This window comes from Cohnella silvisoli, assembly GCF_021190915.1.
Lineage (GTDB): Bacteria > Bacillota > Bacilli > Paenibacillales > Paenibacillaceae > Cohnella > Cohnella silvisoli.
Map to the genome: position 1 here is coordinate 71,161 of NZ_JAIOAP010000009.1, position 23,511 is coordinate 94,671.

At 50.6% G+C, this 23,511-nt stretch carries 25 protein-coding genes and 1 other annotated feature; of the genes, 2 read left to right on the forward strand and 23 right to left on the reverse strand.

Annotated features, from left to right (window positions below; all coding sequences use genetic code 11):
* Nucleotides 1–397: 397 nt before the first annotated feature.
* The 16 genes from K7P76_RS17480 to K7P76_RS17555 form a co-directional block, all read right to left on the reverse strand.
* Complete coding sequence (locus K7P76_RS17480; protein ID WP_232186605.1) at nucleotides 398–1,228, reverse strand: class I SAM-dependent methyltransferase; 831 nt, start codon at nucleotides 1,226–1,228, stop codon at nucleotides 398–400.
* A complete protein-coding gene (locus K7P76_RS17485) occupies nucleotides 1,225–2,808 on the reverse strand; it encodes a 2-isopropylmalate synthase (protein ID WP_232186606.1) in 1,584 nt (527 codons plus the stop codon). Before K7P76_RS17485 ends, K7P76_RS17480 begins: the two co-directional genes overlap by 4 nt.
* Before the next feature lie 14 nt (nucleotides 2,809–2,822).
* Nucleotides 2,823–3,149 carry a hypothetical protein gene (locus K7P76_RS17490; protein ID WP_232186607.1) on the reverse strand — a complete coding sequence of 109 codons (327 nt, stop codon included), beginning with the start codon at nucleotides 3,147–3,149 and terminating at the stop codon, nucleotides 2,823–2,825.
* A gap of 129 nt (nucleotides 3,150–3,278) precedes the next feature.
* Nucleotides 3,279–3,540: a binding site (T-box leader), on the reverse strand.
* Nucleotides 3,541–3,639: 99 nt separating this feature from the next.
* Nucleotides 3,640–4,728, reverse strand: coding sequence for a tRNA (adenosine(37)-N6)-threonylcarbamoyltransferase complex transferase subunit TsaD (gene tsaD, locus K7P76_RS17495; RefSeq protein ID WP_232186608.1), 1,089 nt, complete (start codon nucleotides 4,726–4,728; stop codon nucleotides 3,640–3,642).
* Nucleotides 4,725–5,219, reverse strand: a complete 495-nt coding sequence (rimI, locus tag K7P76_RS17500; RefSeq protein ID WP_232186609.1) for a ribosomal protein S18-alanine N-acetyltransferase — start codon at nucleotides 5,217–5,219, stop codon at nucleotides 4,725–4,727. The genes tsaD and rimI overlap by 4 nt, the downstream gene beginning before the upstream one ends.
* A 4-nt stretch (nucleotides 5,220–5,223) precedes the next feature.
* A complete protein-coding gene (gene tsaB / locus K7P76_RS17505; protein ID WP_232186610.1) occupies nucleotides 5,224–6,018 on the reverse strand; it encodes a tRNA (adenosine(37)-N6)-threonylcarbamoyltransferase complex dimerization subunit type 1 TsaB in 795 nt (264 codons plus the stop codon).
* Nucleotides 5,999–6,511 carry a tRNA (adenosine(37)-N6)-threonylcarbamoyltransferase complex ATPase subunit type 1 TsaE gene (tsaE, locus tag K7P76_RS17510; RefSeq protein ID WP_232186611.1) on the reverse strand — a complete coding sequence of 171 codons (513 nt, stop codon included), beginning with the start codon at nucleotides 6,509–6,511 and terminating at the stop codon, nucleotides 5,999–6,001. Before tsaE ends, tsaB begins: the two co-directional genes overlap by 20 nt.
* Nucleotides 6,511–7,554 (reverse strand): thiamine-phosphate kinase, encoded by a 1,044-nt coding sequence (thiL, locus tag K7P76_RS17515; RefSeq protein ID WP_232186612.1) that lies wholly within the window; start codon nucleotides 7,552–7,554, stop codon nucleotides 6,511–6,513. The genes tsaE and thiL overlap by 1 nt, the downstream gene beginning before the upstream one ends.
* Before the next feature lie 109 nt (nucleotides 7,555–7,663).
* The gene (locus K7P76_RS17520) at nucleotides 7,664–8,074 is read right to left on the reverse strand and encodes a hypothetical protein (RefSeq protein WP_232186613.1); all 411 of its coding nucleotides are present in this window, start codon (nucleotides 8,072–8,074) and stop codon (nucleotides 7,664–7,666) included.
* 71 nt (nucleotides 8,075–8,145) lie between these two features.
* On the reverse strand, nucleotides 8,146–8,985 hold the full coding sequence (locus K7P76_RS17525) for an amidohydrolase family protein (protein ID WP_232186614.1): 840 nt from the start codon (nucleotides 8,983–8,985) through the stop codon (nucleotides 8,146–8,148).
* Between the two features lie 42 nt (nucleotides 8,986–9,027).
* On the reverse strand, nucleotides 9,028–10,494 hold the full coding sequence (locus K7P76_RS17530) for a GyrI-like domain-containing protein (protein ID WP_232186615.1): 1,467 nt from the start codon (nucleotides 10,492–10,494) through the stop codon (nucleotides 9,028–9,030).
* A gap of 25 nt (nucleotides 10,495–10,519) precedes the next feature.
* Nucleotides 10,520–11,290 (reverse strand): VOC family protein, encoded by a 771-nt coding sequence (locus K7P76_RS17535; protein WP_232186616.1) that lies wholly within the window; start codon nucleotides 11,288–11,290, stop codon nucleotides 10,520–10,522.
* 16 nt (nucleotides 11,291–11,306) lie between these two features.
* Nucleotides 11,307–12,593 carry a VOC family protein gene (locus tag K7P76_RS17540; protein ID WP_232186617.1) on the reverse strand — a complete coding sequence of 429 codons (1,287 nt, stop codon included), beginning with the start codon at nucleotides 12,591–12,593 and terminating at the stop codon, nucleotides 11,307–11,309.
* Between the two features lie 39 nt (nucleotides 12,594–12,632).
* Nucleotides 12,633–13,421, reverse strand: coding sequence for a VOC family protein (locus K7P76_RS17545; RefSeq protein ID WP_232186618.1), 789 nt, complete (start codon nucleotides 13,419–13,421; stop codon nucleotides 12,633–12,635).
* 11 nt (nucleotides 13,422–13,432) lie between these two features.
* Nucleotides 13,433–13,876, reverse strand: coding sequence for a GyrI-like domain-containing protein (locus K7P76_RS17550; protein ID WP_232186619.1), 444 nt, complete (start codon nucleotides 13,874–13,876; stop codon nucleotides 13,433–13,435).
* 76 nt (nucleotides 13,877–13,952) lie between these two features.
* Nucleotides 13,953–14,702, reverse strand: a complete 750-nt coding sequence (locus K7P76_RS17555; protein WP_232186620.1) for an RNA polymerase sigma factor — start codon at nucleotides 14,700–14,702, stop codon at nucleotides 13,953–13,955.
* A 468-nt stretch (nucleotides 14,703–15,170) separates the two neighbouring features.
* Between K7P76_RS17555 and K7P76_RS17560 the strand changes: the two genes are divergently transcribed.
* Nucleotides 15,171–16,094: a transposase gene (locus K7P76_RS17560; protein ID WP_232186621.1), complete on the forward strand. Its 924-nt coding sequence runs from the start codon at nucleotides 15,171–15,173 to the stop codon at nucleotides 16,092–16,094.
* Nucleotides 16,095–16,543: 449 nt separating this feature from the next.
* Here K7P76_RS17560 and K7P76_RS17565 read toward each other — a convergent pair whose 3' ends face one another.
* Entirely contained in the window at nucleotides 16,544–16,972 is a 429-nt protein-coding gene (locus K7P76_RS17565) for a GNAT family N-acetyltransferase (RefSeq protein WP_232186622.1), read from the reverse strand.
* A gap of 221 nt (nucleotides 16,973–17,193) precedes the next feature.
* Here K7P76_RS17565 and K7P76_RS17570 point away from each other — a divergent pair, with 221 nt between their 5' ends.
* A complete protein-coding gene (locus tag K7P76_RS17570; protein ID WP_232186623.1) occupies nucleotides 17,194–17,916 on the forward strand; it encodes a CAP domain-containing protein in 723 nt (240 codons plus the stop codon).
* 61 nt (nucleotides 17,917–17,977) lie between these two features.
* On the opposite strand, the gene K7P76_RS17575 is transcribed toward K7P76_RS17570, so the two are convergent.
* The 6 genes from K7P76_RS17575 to K7P76_RS17600 all read right to left on the reverse strand — a co-directional run bounded on the left by K7P76_RS17575 (nucleotide 17,978) and on the right by K7P76_RS17600 (nucleotide 23,415).
* Complete coding sequence (locus K7P76_RS17575) at nucleotides 17,978–19,033, reverse strand: aldose 1-epimerase (RefSeq protein ID WP_232186624.1); 1,056 nt, start codon at nucleotides 19,031–19,033, stop codon at nucleotides 17,978–17,980.
* A gap of 22 nt (nucleotides 19,034–19,055) precedes the next feature.
* Complete coding sequence (locus K7P76_RS17580; protein ID WP_232186625.1) at nucleotides 19,056–19,928, reverse strand: SMP-30/gluconolactonase/LRE family protein; 873 nt, start codon at nucleotides 19,926–19,928, stop codon at nucleotides 19,056–19,058.
* Nucleotides 19,925–21,154, reverse strand: a complete 1,230-nt coding sequence (locus K7P76_RS17585) for an enolase C-terminal domain-like protein (RefSeq protein WP_232186626.1) — start codon at nucleotides 21,152–21,154, stop codon at nucleotides 19,925–19,927. Before K7P76_RS17585 ends, K7P76_RS17580 begins: the two co-directional genes overlap by 4 nt.
* Nucleotides 21,155–21,165: 11 nt before the next feature.
* Nucleotides 21,166–21,972 carry an SDR family NAD(P)-dependent oxidoreductase gene (locus K7P76_RS17590; RefSeq protein ID WP_232186627.1) on the reverse strand — a complete coding sequence of 269 codons (807 nt, stop codon included), beginning with the start codon at nucleotides 21,970–21,972 and terminating at the stop codon, nucleotides 21,166–21,168.
* 23 nt (nucleotides 21,973–21,995) lie between these two features.
* The gene (locus K7P76_RS17595) at nucleotides 21,996–22,694 is read right to left on the reverse strand and encodes a GntR family transcriptional regulator (protein ID WP_232186628.1); all 699 of its coding nucleotides are present in this window, start codon (nucleotides 22,692–22,694) and stop codon (nucleotides 21,996–21,998) included.
* 157 nt (nucleotides 22,695–22,851) lie between these two features.
* Complete coding sequence (locus K7P76_RS17600) at nucleotides 22,852–23,415, reverse strand: FAD-dependent oxidoreductase (RefSeq protein WP_232186629.1); 564 nt, start codon at nucleotides 23,413–23,415, stop codon at nucleotides 22,852–22,854.
* Nucleotides 23,416–23,511 lie beyond the last annotated feature (96 nt).

Here is a 23,511-nt window from a genome sequence, read left to right on the forward strand (position 1 = left end):
GGAAGTAAAATCGCTATTCTGGTAAAAAGTTGTTCACATGGTTATACACAGCTTGCGTGCTTTAAGAGCGAACAGGGATCTGTTGATAAACCCTCTCAACTCTTGGCGGCGCAAGCTTTTTTGTTGGTTTGTTGATGGAAAGGAACAGTTTTCCACCGATTTATCCACAATATCCACAATATACACACTCAAACTGTGAAAAACTAATCCCACTTTCAGCAACAATCAACTCCTTGTGTAGCAGCGCCTTTCGGGGTTTATCCACATTATGCACAAGCGGTGTGGATAAGTTTGTCCACATCGCTTGTTGAGGTAACAGAGAGGGGTAGCGGCCAAATATAGCAAAGAGACTGCTCAATAAGCGCTTCACTTATCGAACAGTCCCCCGACGTAAAATTTATTTTCTCCGTCCAACATACAGCAGGTGCGACGAAGTCCCTAGAATATAAGGGCTTTCCGATGCTTTCATGATGATTTGCATCATTTGCCCGAATTCTTCGTCTCCACGCTTCTTCCAATAGTTCCATTGCTCCGAATTCAACGCTCCGGCAACGCTCCCCGATCCAATAAGCTTCAAGCTCTCGAACCCGTTAGACTCCATGAATGGCTTGATCTCATCGATGTCGAAGTAATAAGCGCCCGTGAACCTGCCTTCGTCGCTATGGTTGAAAACTCCCGTCTCAAGAAAATCCGATACTCCTTGGACGGTATGATTCGGTTTCCACGCTTCAGGAAACATCAAAGAAGTAGCGAGATGTCTTAATCTGGACATGAACGCTGCGAATACTAGACCGCCTTTCTTCGTCACCCGGCGCAATTCATTAACGGCCTTAATCCTATCCTCCACCGTTTGCAGATGGTATAGCGGTCCAAGCATTAAACAAGCGTCAAATTGTTCATCCGCAAAGGCGCTCAAGTCCCGTGCATCGGCAACGTGAAAACCGGCAAACCGTTGCTCCACTCCTGCCTCCCGCGCTTTAAGTCTCGCCATCTCTACGAGTCGTGGCGAGAGGTCCGCCAAAGTGATCTCATATCCCCAATCAGCTAACGCGATCGAGTACTTTCCAGGGCCGGCCCCGATATCCAGGAGGCGGCCTTCAGCAGGGAGATTCGTCCGGACATGGTGACAGTTAACGAGAAACTCGATCGGCTCCCGATCGAGTCGCCCCCACTCATCGAACGAATCGTAGTACTGCACGACTTTCTCCGTCGGATTAACGTCGCTCATTCCCCTGACGCTTCTTTGCGCATTTTCACCGAACGCTGCGCCATGATTACACCGTTAACTGCCGATACATAAGCCCGGGCAGCCGCCAATATGATGTCCCGGTGTATCGCCGTTCCGATATTTCTTTGGCCTCCGCTGACGACCGTAACAATCGCTTCGCCGAAAGCATCCTCGCCCGTGGACAAGGAGTGCAGCTCCAGATCTTCGAATACGGCATCGACCGGCATCGCCTCCCGGATGCATTGGATAACCGCCTCCAACGGTCCTTCTCCCGCTCCCGTATAAGTATGCTCCTTGCCATTTTCCGAGCTAAAAATCGTAACGGAAGCCATGCGGGAACGGTTCGACCCGGCCAATACTTGAAGATCGACCAACGAGTACGGCTGCACGATGGAGTCCGTAGATTCTCCGACCAACTGCATCAGAACGTCATCCGTAATGATTTTCTGCTCATCGGCTTTCTCTTTGAAACGGTTATACAAGTCCTCCATCTCGGTATCGCCAAGCTTGACTCCGAATTCGGTGACCCGATGTTTGATCGCATGACGTCCTGAGTGCTTGCCAAGGATAATCATGCTGCGAGGAATACCCATTGCCTCCGGATCCATGATCTCGTAAGTGTTGCGATTTTTCAGCAGGCCATCCTGGTGGATTCCCGACTCGTGTTGAAAGGCGTTGCGGCCGACAATCGGTTTGTTAAAAGCAATCGGAAAATGCATCGTGCGGCTAACCAAACGCGAAGTTTCGTAAATATGCTCGGTGGAAATTCCGGTTTCGACGCCCATGGATTCGCCTCGAGTCTCGATAGCCATGACAAGCTCCTCCAAAGAACAGTTGCCTGCACGCTCGCCGACGCCATTCACGCTTACCTCGACTTGAGTTACGCCATGACGGATGGCAGCCAAGCTGTTGGCAACCGCCAAGCCCAAGTCGTTATGGCAATGGGTGCTGTAAATGACTTTATCTCCGCCCCGCACGCCTTCACGGACTCGGGTGAACAATGGACCGAATTCCTCCGGCAGCGCGTACCCCATCGTATCCGGGATATTAATGATGGTTGCCCCTTCTTCGATCGCAGCTTCTACGACCCTGAACAGGAATTCTTCGCTGGAGCGCGATGCATCCATAGGGGAAAATTCGATTTGATCGACGAATTGCTTGCCATAGGCAATCATTCCGCGAAGCATTTCAATGACCTCGTCTTGCGTCTTGCGCAGTTGAAAATCCAGATGGATTTGCGAAGCGGAAATAAATAGATGCAGCCGTCGACGGAAGGCATCCTGCGTAGCCGCAATGGCGGAATCGATGTCTGCCTTGACGCAGCGGGCGAACCCGCATATTTCTACGTTCTGCAACTCGCGGGAAATCTGTTGGATCGCTTGAAATTCTCCGGGGCTCGAAATCGCAAAGCCAGGTTCAATAATATCTACGCCTAGGCGAGCGAGTTGGCGAGCGATAACGATTTTCTGTTCGGGCTTCATCGAAGCTCCCGGGGCTTGCTCTCCGTCTCTAAGCGTCGTATCGAAAATTTGAATGCGACGTTTAGCGGCAGCGATCATTGAATCTGTAGTTGTTGTCATTACAGTTAACCTCCTTAGATTTCCACCCCGTCAGGGATGGTCCGATAAATCCAAGAGTACGACGGGCCAAAGGTATCCGGAACAGAGCAGCTGCGCTGGCTGTTCCCGCTGCCGGATAACTCAAAAAGCCCGTCGTCTCTTAAGGCTAGAGACGACGGGCTTGTAAGCCGCCGCGGTACCACTCTGCTTGGAGGGGTTCGTCTTCCGACGGACGAACGGGTCCTCCCACTTGTGCGCCGATAACGATCGTTCGGTCGATCGTTACCGGCGAGCGCCCTATAGCGGGGGCCAACCGTAGCGGTGTACTTGAGGCCGGCCGCAAACACCGAATCCATTTCCACCGTTCCGCTCCCGGGCGAGTTCGGATTCCTCTTCGGCTGCGTCGCACCAACCCGCAGTTCTCTGTTCCCGAGGAATTCCTAATGCTCCCGTTCATCGCGTATACAAATATAAAAGCCCACCATCTCTGTATAAGAGACGGTGGGCTTATTTAGCCATCCGCGGTACCACTCTTGTTGATATTTCCATCGCCTATACGGGCAGGAAATATCCGCTTGGACCCTGTCACGGGGGTTAGTCGTAAAGATGTACGCACCGGATAATCGTATACCATCCGAGTGTTCCATCCATCCGCTCCCAGGCGAGTTTCGGGTTCCCTTCTACTGCGTTGCACCATCCCGCAGCTCTCTGAATTTCCGGGTCACTCCTACTGTTCCTGTTCTTCGCGTTTGTTGAAGTATGTTCCCCTTGGGGATTGGTTCTTATTATATTCACCAGAAAATAATCTGTCAATTCCCAATCGAACTATTTTTTTCACGGATCCGTTTCTTCTCAGCTTCCAACCGACCAGTCTTCCAACGACAATATCGGCTCCGCCTTCAGATCCAACGTTGAAAACTCGCCCCGGCGCCATTTCAAATCGGCTGCAGCGGCAATCATCGCGGCATTGTCCGTGCACAGCTTGTTCGTTGGAATAAGCAAGGGCAAACCGACATCCCCGCACAGGGAGGCCAGCCTTTCACGCAACCCCTTGTTTGCCGCAACTCCCCCGCACAGAAGCATCTGCTTAACGCCGAATTCTTTAGCGGCTTTCATTGCCTTAACCGTCACCACGTCGATGACCGAGTTCTGAAAGCCGCGAGCCAAAGCGGAGAAATCGGGAGACTCGCCCTTCATCCGGGAACGGTTAATTTCCGCAAGAACGGCTGATTTCAACCCGCTAAAGCTGAAATCATACGAATCCGGCTCCAACCAAGAGCGCGGAAGCACGACTTCCTCAGTCGCTTCCTGAGCCAACTTATCGACGTAAGGACCACCCGGGTAGGGGAATTGAAGCGCTCTAGCGACCTTGTCATAAGCTTCGCCGACCGCGTCGTCCCGAGTCCGCCCGATTATGCGGAACTTGCCTTCTTGCTCCAGCAGCACAAGCTCGGTATGCCCGCCGGACACGACAAGCGCAAGCGCCGGATATACGATATCGCCGATTAAATGATTGGCGTAAATATGCCCTGCAATATGATGCGTCCCGATGAGCGGAACGTCTAACGCCAAAGACAAGCTTTTGGCGGCGACAACGCCGACCAGCAAAGCCCCGATAAGACCCGGCCCCTGCGTAACCGCCACGGCGTCGATATTTTCCAAGCTTATATCCGCCTCGCGTATGGCTTCTTCAACGATTATGGTGATGCTTTCCACGTGTTTGCGAGAGGCTATCTCCGGTACGACACCGCCGAATTGCCGATGAGTGTCGATCTGGCTAGAGATAATATTCGATAAAACGTTCCGTCCGTCTCGAACGACCGCGACCGAGGTTTCATCGCAGCTAGTTTCAATGGCGAGCAGCAAATAAGAGCTGTTCGGAGAGAGCGAACCCGCATTAGCCGCTTTAGCCACGTTGGCCGTATTGTTCGATGCGCTCATGCCTCTTCCCCTTCCACAGCGCCCGCGGTTTCCGAGTCGCCGATGTCCTCCGGCACCAGATCCGCCCACATGATGAGAGCATCTTCCAAATTGTCGGAATAATACGCAGGACGGACCCCCGAAGGATAAAATCCCATTTTACGATACAAGGCTTGCGCCCTTTCGTTCGATACCCGAACCTCCAAAGTCATACGTTGCGCGCCTAGCCAGAGAGCGGTTCTCATCATTTCGTGCAGCAGTTTCTTGCCGTAACCTAGACCCCGATACTTTTCCCTGATAGCTATGTTCGTGATATGCGCCTCGTCGATAATAAGCCACATGCCGCCGTATCCAACAATCGTGTCTTCAAGCTCCATAATCATATATTTGGCAAAAAGATTTTGCGTAAGCTCGTTACGAAACGCTTCCTCCGACCAAGGGGCCGTGAACGATTCACGCTCGATGTCCACGATGGTGCTAATGTCGTTCAAATTCATCAATCGATAATTCATTCGCTCACTCTCCCCGGGAAGCCGCAAGCAGCTTTGCTTCCGCTTCCGCCAATTGCGTATAATTGGGAACGAATGAATGCACGTCATCCCGTTCGCCTCGTCTAAATCGGAGCTCCGCCAGCTGGCCGACAGCTCCGGGATCCATGTCGCATGTCAAAGTCCTCAATCGAATTCCTGACTGCTCGGCTTGCTCGATAGCCACTTTATGCGGTGCGATTTCACCGACAAACCAGATCGAGGATACCTGCGAATCCATCGTCGCCTCTTTCTCGATACGTTCGGACCAATCGGCGATCAACCTAATCCCGTCCTTGTCTATCGTATCCCATTTATCCGAATGTCCTGCGGAATAACGAGACGTATACACTTGTCCGCGCCGCGCGTCCATGAGCGGAATAATCCATGTTTCCGTGTCAAAATCGATATTCTCGTCAGCCGATTGCAGAGACTTCCATGCCCCGAAGGCCAAAGCCTCTAAACTGGACACGCCTAACAATGGCTTGTTCCATGCCCAGGCTAACGTTTTGGCCGCTGTAACCGCAATACGGACGCCCGTATAAGAGCCGGGGCCTTGGCCTGCAGCGACGACATCTATATCTTTCCCCTGCAAACCATTGCGGCTAAGCAGCTCTTTGATTTCCGATAAAATTCTGACCGAATGATTGCGCTCGGTGAAAGATACGATGGAGTCGAGCAGAACGCCATCCCTGACGATGGCCGCTGCGAGCGAGGCCGTCGAGGTATCGAAAGACAATACCGTAACGGACGAATCTTCGCCTTTATTTATGTTTTGATTCATGCTGGCGGTTCCTCCTCGTCACATGCTCCAATTGCTTGCGTTCCAATTGCCGGCACCATTCCTCGTATTTTTGCCCCACGGGACTGCAAATGATTTTCCGTGAAACGGGACCGGTCGTCTCTATTCTGATGTGCAGCCGCTCCAAAGGCAAAATCTGCTGTATAATGGACGCCCATTCGACCAACGTTACGCCTTCGCCATGGAAATATTCGTCTAGCCCAAGTTCATCGGCCTCAGCAAGCGACAATCGATAAACGTCCATATGGTAAAAAGGCAGAGCCCTGCCCACATATTCTTTAATAATCGTATAAGTTGGGCTATTCACGATCCCTGGCACCCCGATTGCGGCAGCAAACGCTTGCGCAAACCTTGTTTTGCCCGCGCCCAAATCCCCGTCGACGGCTAGCACGGTCCCTGGCCCAACGAGCTGCGCCAACGCATTGGCGAATGCGATTGTTTCCGCCTCCGTGGGCGCTTCCCAGATGAATTCCATTATTCGTTGTATCCCTTCGGAAAATGATTATACCCTCGCTTATGTATCGGCTTGCTCGCCCCTGCCGAAGTTTCCAAGATCACTTCCGGTTGTCCGGCCTCCACTTCACCGATAATAAACAGCGGAATGCCTTCCGCGCGAAAATGCTCCTTCATCGCAAGCTCATGCCGCTTATCGGCGGTACCCAGTAGGACGTAATCCTCCCCGCCGTATAGTACCCAATCCAGCGGATGGATGCCATTATCGCGAGCATATGCGACAAGCTCGCCGGATAGAGGCAGATGCGTTTCCTTCAGTACGAGTTTAACATGGGATGCTTCGGCGATTTCCCACGCCTCGCTCGCAACGCCGTCGCTCACATCATTAAGCGAAGCTCCCCATCCTTGCTCCAATAGGATTCTTCCCGCCTTTACCGAGGGTGATGGACGTTGATGAGCTTGGACTAGTCTATGCGGCGGCACTGGGACCGAATCGGGACCGCCCTCATCTGCGGGTTTCTTCAGCAATCCGTGCAGCCCGCCTGCCGACAGCCCGGTTGGGCCGGTTAAGAACACGAATTGGCCTGCTTTCGCCCCGCTGCGGCGAATGGCTTTACCAGCTTCGATGCTGCCTATGACCGTTACAGATACGACAAGGTGCCGCGGGGCTGAGGTTGTATCCCCGCCAATAACGGCCACCCCATACTTCTCCGCGCACATATAAACTCCATCATATAATTGCTTCATCCGGTTCGAATCCCATTGGGGGGGCACGCTTACCGACACAAGAGCAAACTTCGGCATGCCGCCCATCGCAGCGATGTCGCTAATATTAGCGGCGAGCGCTTTGTACCCGACATCGGACTCGCTCATCGTCTCGTTGCGGAAATGAATTTCCTCCACCATCGTGTCCATGGCAAATAGCCATTCCTGGCCGGACGAACCAGCCACGACAGCCGCGTCATCTCCGATGCCCAGAGTAACGCCTGCCTTTGCAAGCATTTCCTTGGACTGACGGCCTTCCGTCCAGACGCGAATGAGTCCGAATTCGTCTAGTGGCGGCACGGCGCAACCCCTTCACATCATGATGTCCTTAATTATATCGGGGTGCGCCGGAACATGCAAAGACCCGCTCGGCAAAGGCCGAGCGGGTCTTTCATTTAAGGGAAATCAATTACTGGAAAGAACGGAAATTAGCGTTCATCGGTTGGGATTGATTCATCGTCGAAGGGTTATATTGATTCATGTTCCCGATAGGACTGGTTGCAAAATTCGATTGTTGCTGTTGGTTAGCAAACGGTTGGGTGGCGATAGACGATTGAAACGTTTGCTCCATTTGTCTACACATGTTTTGAATCTGATTCAACTGTTGGATAGCGATTTGATGGCCATGCAGAACATTTTGGATCGTTTGAGCGGCTTGGCGCTCTCTTTGCGCCAACTGTTCAAGCTCAGTAGCATTTTGCTGTTCTTTTTGCAGCAATTGCTGATACATCTGAGTCGATTGGTTCGTTTGGTTAATCAGTTGCGATACTGCTTGTTCACATTGCGAAGCCAAATTCGAAAAATTTTGTCTGTGTGGCATTGTGATTCTCCCTTCGGTTTTGAGTACCTTGGTTAAGTACCGCTTGGTATTGTGGTTCAGTTGAAGGGGTTTTATACGGTGCCTAATTTGAGTTGATAAAAGAATATCGCATTACTTCCAAACAGCTTCTCCCGATCTTCATTGGTGACCGTCTCGGGCAACGCATCTAATAGCAGTTTGACGACTTCCCCATACTCTGTAGGCAGACATACCGGCCAATCACTGCCGAACATAATGCGATCCGTTCCGAAAACGTCTACGATGTGGTGAACGTACGGAATGAAATCCGCCGGGCTCCACTGCTGCCGCGCTTCGGTTACCATGCCGGACAATTTGCAATAGACGTTGCCATGTCGGGCGATTTCACCGATTTGTTGTTTCCACGGCTCGAGGGTCCCATCCGCGATATAAGGTTTAGCTAAATGGTCGATAACTGCCTTTAACTTCGGCATTTTTTCGAATAAACGGACAACATGCGGCAAATGCCGCGGACGAAGCTGCAAATCGATCGGAAAATCATCCTCGGCCAACGCTTTCAATGATTCGATCACTTTGGGACGAAGAATGTAAGCATCATCATCCATATCCTGCAGCATTGGCCTGATTCCCACGAAATACGGATTACGCAGCAGACGGGCAAAATCACGTGCAAAGCCGTCGGATTCCAAGTCCAGCCACCCTACGACACCGGCCAGCGTCTCTTCCTTGTCGCAAAGCGACAACAGAAATTCGGTTTCGGCAATTGTTGGCGCAGCTTGTACGACAATTGTCCTGTCAAAATTGTATTGTTGCAGCAACGGATGCAATTGATCCGGCATATAATCCGCGTACAATACTCCGGTTTCCGGCGTCAACCAACCATAATCATTGCGGCTCGGCTTCCAATAATGCTGGTGGGAATCCACTTTCATCTGAACATCCTCCGTTTGATTGGCTCCCGGTCAGTCTGGTCTTTACTCTCTCCCCGGCTTGTAATGCGTCAACAAATCTTGCACGAGAATACCGTTAATGCGCATTCCTTCCGTCCGGCAATTCCGAATATCCACGTCAACCAAATCGCAATTTTCGAAAATCGCCGTGCTCAGGTCGCTATTACGAAACGTTACCGGTTCTACGTTGATCCATCCATCCGTTCCTGCTTCTTCAGTAAATCGACTTTCCGCAGCATCCGGACGTTTAATGTTCTCGAATACCGTTCCACCCAATTGCGCCATATTTACATGGACATTGGAGAAAAAGATATGCTGCCACTTGGAGTCGACGAAATTAACGTGCTCCAGCGAAGCATTTCGAAGATCGATGCCGTGAAATTCCGCCCCCTTGAAGCACGCCATATGCACTTTCGCATCCCGCATGTCTTGAAGCTCGAAACCGCCTTTTTCGTCGTACATCATCTTGTCCGTAAGCAGGTTTGAAGTTTGTTTCAATTGAATCGGAAAATGAACCTCCATAATCGACTCCGTGCTGTCGACTCCATGAAAACGATGATCGTACACTTCATAGTCGAAATCGTGTATCGCTTCATATCCCGATTGACTGAGCCAACTCCCATGGAAAAATTCCCATGCTTGCGTAATGTTTTTAGCCAGGCCTTGATAAGTTACGATGGCAACGAGACGTGCGGGAATCGTCCTCGTGACAAAACCGTCCGGCAATGGAGCGTCGCCTCCTACCTCAAAGCCGGCTAAGTAAGTAAAATCCTGACCGGATCCGAAGGGCGGCTTGTAACTAAGCAAACCATAATGATGCGGGTTGTCGCTGCGGTCTGATATTTCTTCGAAACGTTGCATCAATTGATGCCAAAGCGGCCCGATAACTAGATTCGGCGGAGTTGTCGATTGTTGGATGAATGCTTCCATTCCGACAATTTTACGAGCTTTATCAGCTTGAACCTCCACCTTTAAGATGGCCGGAAAACGATCCGACTGTACCGACTGGCTTTCCTTAATCGGGGCATAAATATCGAAATCGAATTCATCGATCTCATTCGCCGGGATATCAAAGGGATTAATCGGCATCAGCCGATTTGCTTCATAGCCGTACGACCCTTCGTTCATATCTCGCTCATATCCCTCGGTTCCGAACCATTCGCCCAAATAGGCGTAAGTCTCGTTCATCCGCTCTCTATTGCCCTTAACCGTAATTCTGGCGAAACGACGCGCCGGAATCGTAATCGTCTCTAGACCTTCAGGAAGGTTGTCGAAGCTGTTCACTTCAACGCCTGTCCATAGTGTCGTAACCTCGGTAGGCCACTGCCATTCCGGAATGAGCACATGCCCATATTCATCGTTGCCGACCGCAGGATGCCCCTTCAACAATTGTTGAACCCGTTTCCAAGCCTGTCTTACATCGCTCCCATTACGGACACTTTTAATGACAGCCATCTTCATCGATTGCTTTTCTACAATGGTTACTTTCACGCGGCTCCCCCCTCCTATTCCCCACTTAATGGTCCTGGCTCACCGTCAAAATATTTCCGTCTTCGTCGCGAATATTAAAGAAGGATACTTGCGGCAGACGAATTATGCCGTATACGACATCGAAACCGAGGTTGACGGCTTCATCGCGAGCTTTGTCGATATTCTTCGTACTCACCTTAAACAAGACGGGACCTTTCTCCGGCACCGGAATGGAATCCATTCCATTGGAATCGAGAATCAAGCCGGTATTGTTGTCCAGATGGAAAAGGTGAAGATGACCATAACGGTCCTGCTCCCGAACTTCCAACCCCATAAGCTTGCTGTATCTATCTACGGCTTTGTCCAAGTTCCTTACCCATAGGAAAACCGAATCGATATGCGGATCGATGCTGCAATGGGCTCGAGATCCATCTATACCGCCGAAAGCCAAATGGTAGCCGTCCGGGTCTTCCACGACGAAGTCCTTCCAAGGACCGCCATCGGCATAGACAATCGGCTCTCGCGAAATTTTCGCGCCTTTGGATGTAAATTCCGAGTACAATTGATCGAGCGCTGTCCAATCTTCAACATAAGCATACACATCTACTCCGGTATCGGATCCCGGCTCAGGCGGATTGGGAGTTGCTCCCGCTCCTGCCGGCGATTGCAGCAATTTCAAGGCCAATCCTTGAAGTCCGTCCCTTTGCGCCCACCAATCCGTCACGTCGAATCCGAGCACCTCGCGATAATATTGCTTGGAACGCTCTAAGTTCGTAACCATGAACACCGTCAAAGAACTGCCGATTTGCTTCGCCATCTGCCGTTACCTCCATTTAATTGATTTTCCCGCTGAGCGATTCATTCATTTGACAAATCATAATCAAATTGCCGTCCGGATCTTTCAGGATGAAGAAGGAAACAGCTCCATGCCGTTCCATTTCACCGTGAAATTCCATTCCGCAATTGACGGCATAGTCGTACGATGCCTGAATATCATCGGTATCGAACATAAATAAAATAGAAAACGGCTCTTGCTTGAGGTATCGGTTCTGATCCAAAAGCAGTGAAGCTCCTCGTGTTACCGGAACGGTATATATCGACTGCGAAACAGCGCGTTCATCCAAAGGCAAGCCTAATAGATCCGTATACCAAGCAGCCTCGCTCTTCATATCCTTAACATCGATAAATGCTCCGCTAATACGAGCCAACACAGGGCTTTCCGTAATTGGAAGCTCATGATCCACCCCGCCGTCCGCAGCCCAGCAAGCCATTTGAACATTCCCTTCCGGATCGCTGAAATTGAAATAGGCCATGCTCCCGTGGCGTTCAGGCTCGAAGAGTACGTTAGCTTTATCCTTTATATAGTTATAAGCCTCATCGATATCGGAAACCGCGAACATAATACGCGGGCTGTTCTTCTCCGACCAGTCGGGATTTGCCCGGTTGAAGGTGTCGGAATCTAAAATCAGACCCGTTCCCGGCAAATCAAACCAATAGACTGGGCCGCCATTCAGCCTTTCCTCTCTCAGGGGCAAGCCCAGCAATCGGTTATACCAATCTGCCGCCCGGCGCAAATCGGTTACGTGGACGAACAAGCTAGCTACCCGGCTCTCGATCGGGAGCTCCTTCTTTCTGCGAATCGGGAACCACAACTCCATAATGGAATCAGGATCATAATTGCCCTTATACCTCTCATCGTAATATTCAAACTCGACGCCTGGACCACCATATTCATATTCGGAATTCGGAATCCAATCTTGATGGAAATAATTAAAGGCTTTACCTATTTCGTCGATGATCCCGTGGCGCTGAACGACGCAATAGAGACTGCCGGGATACGACTCGGCCGTCATTCCGTCGGGAATATCCTCGAATGCGGACACGCCCGCTGCGGCGATGTAATCAAATGGCTTGCCAGGCTCCATATCAGGCCCAAATACGCACAAACCATAACTTCCACCATTGAAATGTCGGATTTCGCATCCCCGCGGATTAAAGCGCTGCCATAGAAGAGCAATTTCATTTTCCGAAGGCGGGGTATGTTGAGAGGGAGTAAAAAGGATTTTTTGACCTACGACTTTGAACGGATCTTTCCAGGTGATTCTTGTCTCAAAACTCATGGGTTCGTGCTCCCTTCCTATTGGATTGCGGATTAAATCTCAACGTACGTAAATCGGCTCCCTATCTGATATTCGAATGGTCAGCCCTTCCGGCGATCGGATGTGAAAACGGCAAAACCCGCCCTGTTCCATGCCCTCTTCCGAGGTGACTCCCTTGTCCTGCAATTGCTTATAGACCTCGTGAATATTGTCGGTCTGAAGAGAGTAGTAGGGGTATCCTTCTACGGCCCGAAGCGCTTCTTGATGCACCGGTCCATCCATTACGATCATCGTGACGATCGTCTCGCCCTCCCCGACTTTAAGATCAGCGCCCTGACCCCAATGGTTATAAAGCTGAAATCCAAGCTTATCCGTGTACCACTGGATAGAAGCCTCTAAATTCTTGACCGGCAAAAACACCGCCAAAACCCGATGGAACATAGGTGGCAGCGCGCCTTCGTGCGGAGTGTGGTAAAGCGACGATTCCTTTTCATGGCAGATGCCGATTACATTGCCATCCCTATCCATCATTTCGCTGACATTCATATAGGGCACGTTCATCATATCCGTTGTTTCAATTCCCCTTGAGTGAAGCCATTCCAGATGGAGATCCTCCCAGTGGGTATAGAAGTTAAAGCAGGGAACGTGCCCTTCCGCATGCAGATGGGGCTTGGGTTGGAAGGAATCCACCTCCATAAGAGTCAGCAACGCTTCCCCCTGATGAACCTTAAGGTCAATTTCCCGTTCGCGAATTTCAACGACCTGAAATTCCAGCTCTCTCCGGTACCATTCCGCCGCACGATGGATATCCGGTACGGGAACCATCACCCGATCAATCCGATTAAACATAGCTGATCCTCCTACTCTTTGATCGGCAAATAAACATCGACTTGACTCGGCCACTGCGGATTGTCAAAAGAGTAAATTTCCATAGCCAAAGCACGTTGATTGCTTTCCTTCCCGATATCCCTCAGAAAAGAATGAATGACTTCATAGGGATCCTGATCCGACCTGGTTAAGGCATAAGTATGTGCGGGCAGCGTGAAACCGATCATCCCATTCGGGACATCCGTAATCTCGCTTACCTCCATGCAGAAAAAATAAGTGAACAGCACTTCGGATGTGTAGTGAGGACAAACGTATTCATTCGGATTTACAACCGCCTTGATCTCATGTCTTCTCTCAATGAATATCTGCTTTGCTTCGTCGATTCTTTCCGGTTGATGAGCTTCAAATGGCGATGTTACCGGTAAACCCACGAATTTCTTCTCCTGTAATGAGACTAATTTCACCTGATTGGACATTTAATCCCTCCTCTTGATGAACCTACTCTTACTAAACGTTGAGATTGCTTCAAACCATACACCTCTCCGCAAAAAATTAACCGCTCACCATCAATACATTCCCATCGGGATCCCTGAACGTGAAACACAGCCGACCGCCCAACGATTTAATATCATTGATCCGCGAGCCGCTAAGGAACAGCCGAGAATAGGCTTGATATATCATGTGCGGATCATGACGGCGGAAAGCCTTAATGACCGCATCCAGCAAATCCACGCTTTCTGCGGTTTTCGGTTGTTGTTGCGGTGCCTCTCTTCGAGACCCTTCCGCCGCATCCCCCCGTCTCGCCAACTGCTGCAACCGGCTGCGCGCACGGGAAAGCGCCACTTGAACGGAGCCTTCAGTCCCTTCGATATGAATAGCCGTTTCCTTAGCCGTAAAGCCGAAAACATCGCATAACAGCAGGATCACGAAAGGTTTAGGCATCAGACGATCGAATAAAGCTTCAAGCAATTCCCGAGTCGAATAAAAAGGATGATCATAGGAAGAGGGGTCATGTTGCATTTCTTCGAGAGAAACTTGCGGGCTGCGTTGCCGCCTGCGGCACAAATCTATCCAGACGTTCTTCGCCGCGCGGAACAAATAAGATCTATTGAGGTTATGCTTAGGATCCTCCTCAAGCCGGCTCATCACTTTAACGAAAACATCCTGCACAATGTCTTCAGCCTCTACTCTGTTCCCGCACAATGAACGGCTGTAACGCAGCAAATCGGGTCGAAGTTCAGATAACCAAGCTTTAATGTCTTGTTCCGTACGAACATTAGGCGGTTGAGTAGAAGCATCCATAGGCGTAGTCTCCGTAAAAATATGGAAGTCAGCTTGCTATATGCGAATATATATTCGCCTTTTTCCCGATGAATCCTTCTTTACAATTTAAAAAAACCGGAGGCTTTGCCAGGCTTTGCCTCCGGTCCTTTTACTTTTGGCGAATATCCGTAATAAAGCAATCGTACCCATGAACTCCCTTGTAACTCTGGAGCGCGACCGGTCCGACACTCCTGTTCATGCCTGCAGCTGTTCGCGAAACGTACCTTTATCCCTTCGCATCAGAAGTAGAATAGGACCACCGCAGCCTCCCCTAACTCCTTTCCGCGAAAACATACCATTATCCCATCCAATAAGGGGGAAAACCCTTGTTCATGCTTCTGAAAACAAACCCGGAACGTTGAAATTTTACCCGATATCTCTTGAAAATAGAACGTATGTTTGGTATGATAGAAATAAGAACAAATGTTCTACTTGAGGAGGGCGTGTATGTTTCAGGATCATCTGACCTTCGAGGCATTTTGCCAGCAGTTCAACTCCGAGCAGGCTTGCGCCGAGGCGCTGTTCGAAGCCAGATGGCCGGACGGCTTCCGTTGCCCGACTTGTCGTCATCCTCACTTTTATCTCATCCGTACGCGAAGACTGCCTCTCTATGAATGCCGCTCCTGTCGCCATCAGACGTCTGTCATCGCCGGCACCATCATGGAAGGCAGCTCCACGTTGTTGACCCGCTGGTTCCAAGCGATGTTTTTACTCTCCCGGCCTTCCGGCATCAGCGCCTCCCGCCTGTCCCAAGTGATTCAGGTCACCTATAAGACTGCGTGGCTCATCGCAAGAAAAATCCGCCATGCCCTGCAACAAGCCGATGAAGGCGATCCGCTCACGGGTGTTGTGCGAGTTGACCCTATCTCTTACGGTTATACGTATTTTAGCGAGGCCCGGCAGCCGCTGTTGATCGGCGGATCCCTCAATGAGCGAGACGAGCCCAAGCAAATCAAAATCAAACAACCGGATCCCAGCCATGTGAATAACGCGTTGAGGTGGATTGAAAAACCTGGCGTCCAAGCGTTCGTAAACGATCATACGGATGGAGAGGCCGTGACAGTTTCGCGCGGCAAACTTCACCCTGCTTTGAACCCCATCAAGTGGAAGGTGACCGCGTGGCTGAACAATACGTTTAATGGCATCGGGGCCAAACATTTGCAGGCTTATTTAGACGAGTTTTGTTTCCGGTTGAACTTAAAACTCCGCCATGCCCCGGTCTTCGGCCAACTGCTCCATTGGTGCGCTGCGACGCCAACCTTGACTTACAAAGATCTGACCCGCAGCAAACCGGTTCTCACCGTTCCCTGGGTGGTCTGGGGAAGCAAGGCGAAGTGGAAAGGAAAATATCTCACCCTATGGAATGCTTGATGCTTGGGTTGCCTGCTTTTTAAGTTGCCGATAATCCGTTCTATTCCCATTCACGAAACGGCAAACTTATGCGTGATATCCGGGAATTCGTTGATTGCAACTCCCTCTCAAATCATGACATTCGAATATCCGCTCATTGGTAACTCACTTCTGTCTTGACTTTCGTAAATCCGCTGGTTGGCAACTCCCCACTCAAGTCATGACATTCGAATATTCGCTTATTGGCAACGCACTTCTGAGGCAAGGGGATAATGGTACCATTTCTCCGAAATGGCACGGAAATTAGGTGCCGATTTATTTTCCTACTTTTCTGACGCTGCGGGATATTGGTACATACGAAGAAAAAACAGATTAAGCCTAGTTGAGCAGATGTCTATAAAACTTATACTTTCTAGCGTAACAAAAAAACAGCAGGGAAGCCTGCCGTTTCATGTTCGAGTTCAGAGATATCAGGCATCCGCCCGCCATGCTGGCGGTTTTTTCATAAAACGTTCGGCATCGCGCATGAAACCGAACTTCTCATACAAACCGTGAGCATCCGCCGTACCCAGTAGACCTAACATCCCCTCATATCGTTGTTCATTGAAAATATGGGCGACCAACCTCGTGCCGATTCCTTGACCTCTATGATCTTCATTAACGAAAACGTCGCATAGATAAAAAATAGTCGCATCATCGGTGACTACCCGCGCGAAGCCGATCTGTTTTTTGTCTTCGTCGTATACGCCGTAACAATTCGAATTCTGGATGGCTTGCGCAGTCCGCTCGAACGGACGTTTGGCAGCCCAATAGCTCCGCGATAGGAAGCCTTGGATTACATCCATCTGAAGCAGGGATTTATCGTCGCTGATTAAGTATTCTCCAACTTGTATTTCCATCGTAAAAACCTCCAATCCGTTATCTTCTCAAGATAACGAACCCTAGTAATTCTAGCAAGAAAAAATTGGTTAGAGGTGCTAAAACGACTGATTTAACGGGATAAAAAGACGTTAAGCCTATCAATTGTAAATATTTATGGGGTGATCTGGTCCTTCATAGCTGATAGACTTTGAGGTATTCCAAGTCTTCGCAGGCTTAATAAAGAGGAGGAACACATTTCATGAATAAACGCAATAACAAAGGTCTTAAGAAAACTCTTATCCTAGGCACGTTGGCATTAGCCATATCCATTCCTACGGGAGTGGGCGCTGCATCCGCAGCCAGCGTTTGCGGAACAACCGGAAGCAATACTACCTTGTCGCAACAATTTATGACTCAAAACGGTTTTGATCTTAACGCTTTACTTCAGCAAATCATGCAAGGCAAATATCCGGTCGCATCTAAACCTGTCGTAACAACGCCTAAACCAGTCGAACCTGCCAAGCCTTCGCAGCCAAGCCAGGGAAGCGGTAACTCAGGCAGCGTAGGAAACACCGGTTCTGGCAATACTAATACTGGAACAACCGCTCCTGCATCGGCATTCGCGACGCAAGTCGTTACTCTTGTGAACCAAGAACGCGCAAAAGCAGGCTTAAGCCCGCTCAAGACGACGAATGCAACGTTAACGAAGATGGCGCTCGACAAAGCGAAGGACATGTACGCCAAAGGTTACTTCGATCATAATTCGCCGACTTACGGTTCGCCGTTCGACATGATGAAGCAATACGGGATTAACTATCGCTATGCCGGCGAGAACATCGCCAAAGGCCAGCGCACCCCGCAAGAAGTAATGACTGCTTGGATGAACAGCCCGGGTCACCGCGCCAACATTCTAAACGCAAACTACACGACCATCGGCGTCGCTTATTACAACGGCGTATGGGTTCAAGAATTTATCTCATAAAAAGTGGAATAAAACAGGCTTTGCGAGGGCGCGTTTAAGCGCCGTTCGCAAAGCCTGTTTTTTAAGATTGGTTGATGGGATACGGGGTGGTTTGCATCGTAAATGTTTTACGCTCTCTAGGTCCGATGCAGCCGGCGCTCCCGTTGCGGATTGCTTCCTCCAGCCCAAACGTAGGATAGCTTGAGAAAGGCTCCAGGCCGATATTGTAATGCCGTCCGTACCAAGGATAGTCCTTCGTGGCACCGTACTCCTGCCAAAACCATAAGTAGGGGAACGCCTCTCCGTCCCACTGTACTTTCATTCCCATTCCGAGTAAATCGTTCTCCACCTTATACCATGCTTCTTTTGGGAATCCATGCAAATATACAATGTCCGACAGCGTTCCTACTTCCGGAATTCTAGAAAGATCGACGGTTTCCCCCCGGTCATTAACGCCGTTCGGCCAAACGTTCGATGTTCCTCTCGTTATTGTTCCCGGCAAGGCAACGGGCGAGTCCGCGTTTTCCGTTAGTATGTTCAATCCTTCTGGCATTATTATCGTGCAGCCTGCCTCCAAAAAAGGGCGGCCGAACGCCAAATGCTGTCCCCACATGTATTGCTGCGGTTCTCCGCTGACATTTTCAAGCGTTTCTTCAATGGTCAGGGAGGGGCTATTGCGAGTCAATGTTAACGTTTTGCTTAATTGAAACGGAGTCTTCTTCGTTCTTACGCCGAGGCAAACGGATATCCGTTCAGGCGTATCCTCTACGATTTCGTAATCCCAAGCCATGTGAGCCACTTCGCCGTGCTGTCCCATTTGCGCCCCTTTGTAGGTGCTGGCGCCACCTCCGTTGGGAAACACTTCCTGCCAACCTCCCGGGTAATAATCGATAAAAGTTGATACGGGATCGGGAGAAGTGGGCAAATAGTCGGTCGGGTTCTGCACGCCATTTTCCGTCAGCCACATGAAATCTAGATCGCTCGGTTTATACAAATATTCGAAAATTTCCGTGCCTTTATCGAGCAACAAGGAAATGCGCACCAAATCGTTCTCCAGTACGATCGTTCTCATCCCGAAGTAAGTGTATTGGTCATGAATGCGACACCCGTAATTGCGCTGACGCCGATATTTTTTCATATTCTATGCCCGCCTTTAGAGATTAAGATTTCAACACGTCCGCGATTCTCGTAATATGCCAACGTCCCAAATTCGATGTAAATAAATCGTTGCCGCGAAACGCGCAGTTCGTAGGATGGCAGAGCATATGCGCTTCAGGATCGTAGTATAACAGCTCCAATCCGGAAGTCTCCGACCAACGGTAGATGAGCGAAGGTTCATAACAACTGATATAAAGTCGGCCCAATCTGTCGAACGTTAACCCGTCAGGCAGTGCATCCACTTCAATGACCGTTTGCTTCGAACCCGCGCTGCCATCATCATTAAGGGGAATACAGCTAATTGTACGAGCAAAGGTTTCGGCAACGAACAAATTTTTTCCATCGGGAGAAAGGGCAAGCCCATTGGCGAAACGCAACGGTTCATCATACCACATGAAGCCCGTGCCTGACTTCAAGTCGAACCTCCATATTCCCGGTCCGGCTTGCCGCGAATCGTAGCTATCGCTTACATAAAGGAACTGGTTCGTTTCATCGACGACGGGAACGTTGGGAATGCGCATGTTCCTTTCCGCTCCGTCACCATCGGCGAACCGTTCCAATTTCCCAGTCCGGGTATCAAGGCGAAATACGGCCGAATGCCGCAAATCGCACGTATACAAAAAACCGGATTCATCTAAGGCCAATCCCAAAGTAAACCCGCCCGTAGAGGCCACTTGTTCAATGCCGGTCCCGTCGGCCGCGATCCGGAAAACTTCCCCCTTCTCTCCTCCGCACCACACGTGTCCTTGTCCATCGAACGCAATTCCTTCCGGGTGGTTTAATTGCGGCTCCGAGAAGATGCCATCATAGAAGACCGTTGCGCGGTCATGCGTCAGCACGGCTTGCTTCCCCATCCAAACCGGCTTTATATTCATATTGACTTAACCCGATGATCCGCCCAGCGTTCGTTGGGAACGAGCGGAAACCAATCGGGGCGCGATGGATCCCGGTCATACGGATATCCTCCGAATTCTCGATACATCTCCGCATATTGTTCAATCTTATCCCGACTTACTTGGATGCCCAAACCCGGTCCGTCCGGGACCCGAATCGCGCCGTTCTCGTACTTCATTTTACCGCCTTCCAATATATCGTCCTGCAATTGGTGGTAGTGGGCATCGGCGGCAAAAGCCAAATTGGGAACGACCGCCCCCATATGCAGCATCGATGCAAGCTGAATCCCTAGTTCACCCGACGAATGAACGGCTACGCCCAACTGGAATGTCTCGCATACGCCGGCCGCCTTAACGCAAGGACGGATGCCTCCCCAGAAGGTCGTATCCAGTAAAATCACATCCACTGCCGGATTCAGAATATTGGCCGCCAACTGTTCGAAGTTCACCACGACCGTATTCGTTGCCGTCGGTATTCGCACCATGGAACGAACCCGCCGCATTCCGTTCAGCCCCCAAGTCGGATCTTCGAAGTAGTCATTGTTTAATCCCTCTATCGCTTGGCCGAAACGGATGGAGTCTTCCACGCTAAGCGCGGCATTCGGATCGAAACGAAGGCGGTCCCGTGGAAAAGCATCCCCCAACGCGCGATAACACTCAAGTTCATAGTCGGGATGAAATACGCCTCCCTTTAACTTGTGCGTGGTGAACCCGTGCTTTTCTTTCAATTCGCGACAATGTTCGATCAACTGTTCGACGGTGCGAATTTCTCCTTCGCCCGTACGCTCGTTCGGCAAACGGTAAAACAAATAACTTGCGAAGGAGACGCTGTCCCGCACTTTGCCTCCCAACAGCTGATGCACGGGGACTCCCAACTTCTTGCCCATGATGTCCAAACAGGCAAACTCGATGGCCGCGTGCAGTTGGGTTCTGTTATTGTAAAGACTTGCTGTCGGATTACAAATCTTAAAACGCATTTCCTCCAATTGGAAAGGATCATGCCCGAGAAGGTACGGTTTTAGTCCGGCGAATGCCACCTCGGCGCTTTCTCCTCCGCCTCCCATTTCTCCGAAGCCGGTAATGCCTTCGTCCGTCTCCACCTCGACGATTGTGCGGACGAATCGTCCCCAATGCGCTCCGTTGCTATGGCGAAGGGGAGCCTCCAAAGGGATCATAACGGTAGTCGATTTGATGTTCGTAATCTTCATGTTCCCTCTCCTTATTCCGGCAAGTGGACGCCCAGCGCCGCCAACATGCCTCCGTCAATTTTGTACTCGGCGCCCGTAATAAAACCGGCACGATCGCTTGCCAAGAAGGCGATAAGCTCGCCCACTTCTTCCATCGTGCCGACGCGGCCTATCGGGTGCATCTTCCCCCAATCGGCCAGTAATTGCTCCTGGCTGCTCTCTCCTTTATGCAAATCGGCCGCCCATCGCAGCATTGGCGTATCGATGGAAGCCGGACACACGACGTTGACGCGGATATTGTCCTGCGCATGGTCGAGAGCCATCGCTCTCGTCATGGCGTTGATGCCGCCTTTGCTGGCCGTGTAGGCGGCTACCCCTTTCTGGGAAGCGAAAGCTTGTACGGAGGAAACGTTGACGATCGCTCCTCCTCCGCCTTTGCGCATCTCAGGTATGGCATATTTACAGCTTAAAAACATGCCTTTGAGGTTAATATCGATCACTTCATCCCATACTTCCTCGCTCGTTTCCGTCACATCGCCATACCGTTGAACGCCTGCGCTGTTCACAAGAATGTCCAAACGGCCGTATGTATCCGCCGTATACCGGATCAATTCTTGAATTTCCGAAGAGAAGCGGACATTCGCTTTCTTGAAAACAACGGGAAGCCCTTCGTCGCATAACCGCTGCGCCGCTTCCTCCCCCGCATCCGGCCGCGAACCGCAAATAACCACATTTGCTCCCCCTTGCGCCAAACTGCGTGCCGCTCCGAAACCGATGCCCATCGTTCCCCCGGTAACGACAGCGACCTTCCCGTTAAACTCATACGGGTGTGCCCTCATACAATCCACTCTCCCAACCTCTATTACTTGGTGAAATAATGCGGAAACTTGGCAACCGCTTCAGGCAGCTCCACATGAAGCTTCCGCAAATGGGATTCAAGCTGCGAAACCGCCGCCTGTTCGTCGCCCGTTGCGACCGCTTCGAATAGTTTCCGGTGCTCATCAATCAATACGTCCATTTGTTCGAATTCTTTCAGCATCAAATAACGCAGCCGGTTAAGGTGTCCCCTCATCAGAAGCACGACGGAAAGCAGCGTTTCATTCCCGAACTGACGCAAAATCAGTTGGTGAAACGCTTCGTCTGCCTGCAGGAATGCCAAAGCATCCCTCTCTTCCGCCGCCTGATGTTGTTCCTCCAATAAGGCATCCACGCTCTTAGCGATTTTACTGAATCGAATGCCATCTTCCTTCCACAGCCGGCATACTTCACGAACGGCGCTCACTTCCAGGCTCTCTCGGATAAACCGAACCTCTTCCGCTTTGCTCCGGGAAATTAAAGAAACCCGTACGCCGCGCTGCGGCAAAATTTCGATCATCCCTTCCATGAGCAGCATGCGAAACGCCTCGCGCAGCGGAGTACGGCTCATTCCGAGCGTCTGCGCCAGTTCATTCTCATACACCATTTGACCTGGCTCGAAACGGAGATAAATGATGGAATCCCTTAACCAGTCGTATGCCGTTTCGCTTAACGATTTTTTTCCCGATGAGATATTGCTGATCATATGAGTGGATCAAACTCCTTTTTAATGCAACTAATCTTATCAATTATTTTACATGTATACTTGTATGCAAGTCAATCCAGATTAGAGAAAAATGAAAAGACTTCCCACTAGTTAATAAACTAATGAGAAGCCGCTAAATACAGCATTTATAAAACTTCTATGCCTTCAGCACATCATGGTCAACATAACGCTCGCCGTTGATCTCGCTGATCACGTTAATCGCAACCTTCGCGCCGTCTCCAGCGGTGATGATCGTATGCATGCTCACTCCGGCAGCTGTGCCGGCAGCCCAAATATTATCCATGCTCGTCTTGCCTTCCGGGGTAGCCTCAACGATCGTCTTGATTCTCGGCTCCGTTCCGGGTTTCGTGCGAACGCCGCTTGCTTCAGCCACGTCGACGAAGAGGCCAGTTGCGAGAATGACATGACCCGCTTCGTAGGTTTCACCATCCGTCTCGATGGTGATGAAACCATCGCCCGAGGTTAACCTCGTTGCTTTGGCGGTTACAAATTCAGCACCGAATTTGGTTGCTTGCTTCTTGCCTACCGCAACAAGATCCGGACCGGTAATCCCGTCGACTCCATAGTGATTTTCCACCCAAGCGCGTTTCGTTACGCTCTGATCGCTGTCGATCACAAGCGTTTTCTTTCCTGCTTTCGCGGTGAAAATAGCTGCGCTAGCTCCTGCTGGGCCGCCTCCGATAATGGCGATATCATACATAACAGTCACTCCTTCGTGGGATATAATGGCACTACCCCATTGTACCACGAGGCTATCCCGCTTTCAAAAAGTAAGAACCCGCCCCATCTACGGAGC

Bases quoted from the DNA above. Each gene is read 5' to 3' on its own strand.
- K7P76_RS17555 (WP_232186620.1), bottom strand. From the start codon at position 14,702: ATGGATGCTTCTACTCAACCGCCTAATGTTCGTACGGAACAAGACATT.
- tsaB (WP_232186610.1), bottom strand. From the start codon at position 6,018: ATGAATCAAAACATAAATAAAGGCGAAGATTCGTCCGTTACGGTATTG.
- K7P76_RS17550 (WP_232186619.1), bottom strand. From the start codon at position 13,876: ATGTCCAATCAGGTGAAATTAGTCTCATTACAGGAGAAGAAATTCGTG.
- K7P76_RS17525 (WP_232186614.1), bottom strand. From the start codon at position 8,985: ATGAAAGTGGATTCCCACCAGCATTATTGGAAGCCGAGCCGCAATGAT.
- K7P76_RS17485 (WP_232186606.1), bottom strand. From the start codon at position 2,808: ATGACAACAACTACAGATTCAATGATCGCTGCCGCTAAACGTCGCATT.
- K7P76_RS17575 (WP_232186624.1), bottom strand. From the start codon at position 19,033: ATGAAAAAATATCGGCGTCAGCGCAATTACGGGTGTCGCATTCATGAC.
- rimI (WP_232186609.1), bottom strand. From the start codon at position 5,219: ATGAATTATCGATTGATGAATTTGAACGACATTAGCACCATCGTGGAC.
- K7P76_RS17560 (WP_232186621.1), top strand. From the start codon at position 15,171: ATGTTTCAGGATCATCTGACCTTCGAGGCATTTTGCCAGCAGTTCAAC.
- K7P76_RS17535 (WP_232186616.1), bottom strand. From the start codon at position 11,290: ATGGCGAAGCAAATCGGCAGTTCTTTGACGGTGTTCATGGTTACGAAC.
- K7P76_RS17590 (WP_232186627.1), bottom strand. From the start codon at position 21,972: ATGAGGGCACACCCGTATGAGTTTAACGGGAAGGTCGCTGTCGTTACC.
- K7P76_RS17570 (WP_232186623.1), top strand. From the start codon at position 17,194: ATGAATAAACGCAATAACAAAGGTCTTAAGAAAACTCTTATCCTAGGC.
- K7P76_RS17480 (WP_232186605.1), bottom strand. From the start codon at position 1,228: ATGAGCGACGTTAATCCGACGGAGAAAGTCGTGCAGTACTACGATTCG.
- tsaE (WP_232186611.1), bottom strand. From the start codon at position 6,511: ATGGAATTCATCTGGGAAGCGCCCACGGAGGCGGAAACAATCGCATTC.
- tsaD (WP_232186608.1), bottom strand. From the start codon at position 4,728: ATGAGCGCATCGAACAATACGGCCAACGTGGCTAAAGCGGCTAATGCG.
- K7P76_RS17600 (WP_232186629.1), bottom strand. From the start codon at position 23,415: ATGTATGATATCGCCATTATCGGAGGCGGCCCAGCAGGAGCTAGCGCA.
- K7P76_RS17585 (WP_232186626.1), bottom strand. From the start codon at position 21,154: ATGAAGATTACGAACATCAAATCGACTACCGTTATGATCCCTTTGGAG.
- K7P76_RS17580 (WP_232186625.1), bottom strand. From the start codon at position 19,928: ATGAATATAAAGCCGGTTTGGATGGGGAAGCAAGCCGTGCTGACGCAT.
- K7P76_RS17565 (WP_232186622.1), bottom strand. From the start codon at position 16,972: ATGGAAATACAAGTTGGAGAATACTTAATCAGCGACGATAAATCCCTG.
- K7P76_RS17595 (WP_232186628.1), bottom strand. From the start codon at position 22,694: ATGATCAGCAATATCTCATCGGGAAAAAAATCGTTAAGCGAAACGGCA.
- K7P76_RS17540 (WP_232186617.1), bottom strand. From the start codon at position 12,593: ATGAGTTTTGAGACAAGAATCACCTGGAAAGATCCGTTCAAAGTCGTA.
- K7P76_RS17520 (WP_232186613.1), bottom strand. From the start codon at position 8,074: ATGCCACACAGACAAAATTTTTCGAATTTGGCTTCGCAATGTGAACAA.
- K7P76_RS17545 (WP_232186618.1), bottom strand. From the start codon at position 13,421: ATGTTTAATCGGATTGATCGGGTGATGGTTCCCGTACCGGATATCCAT.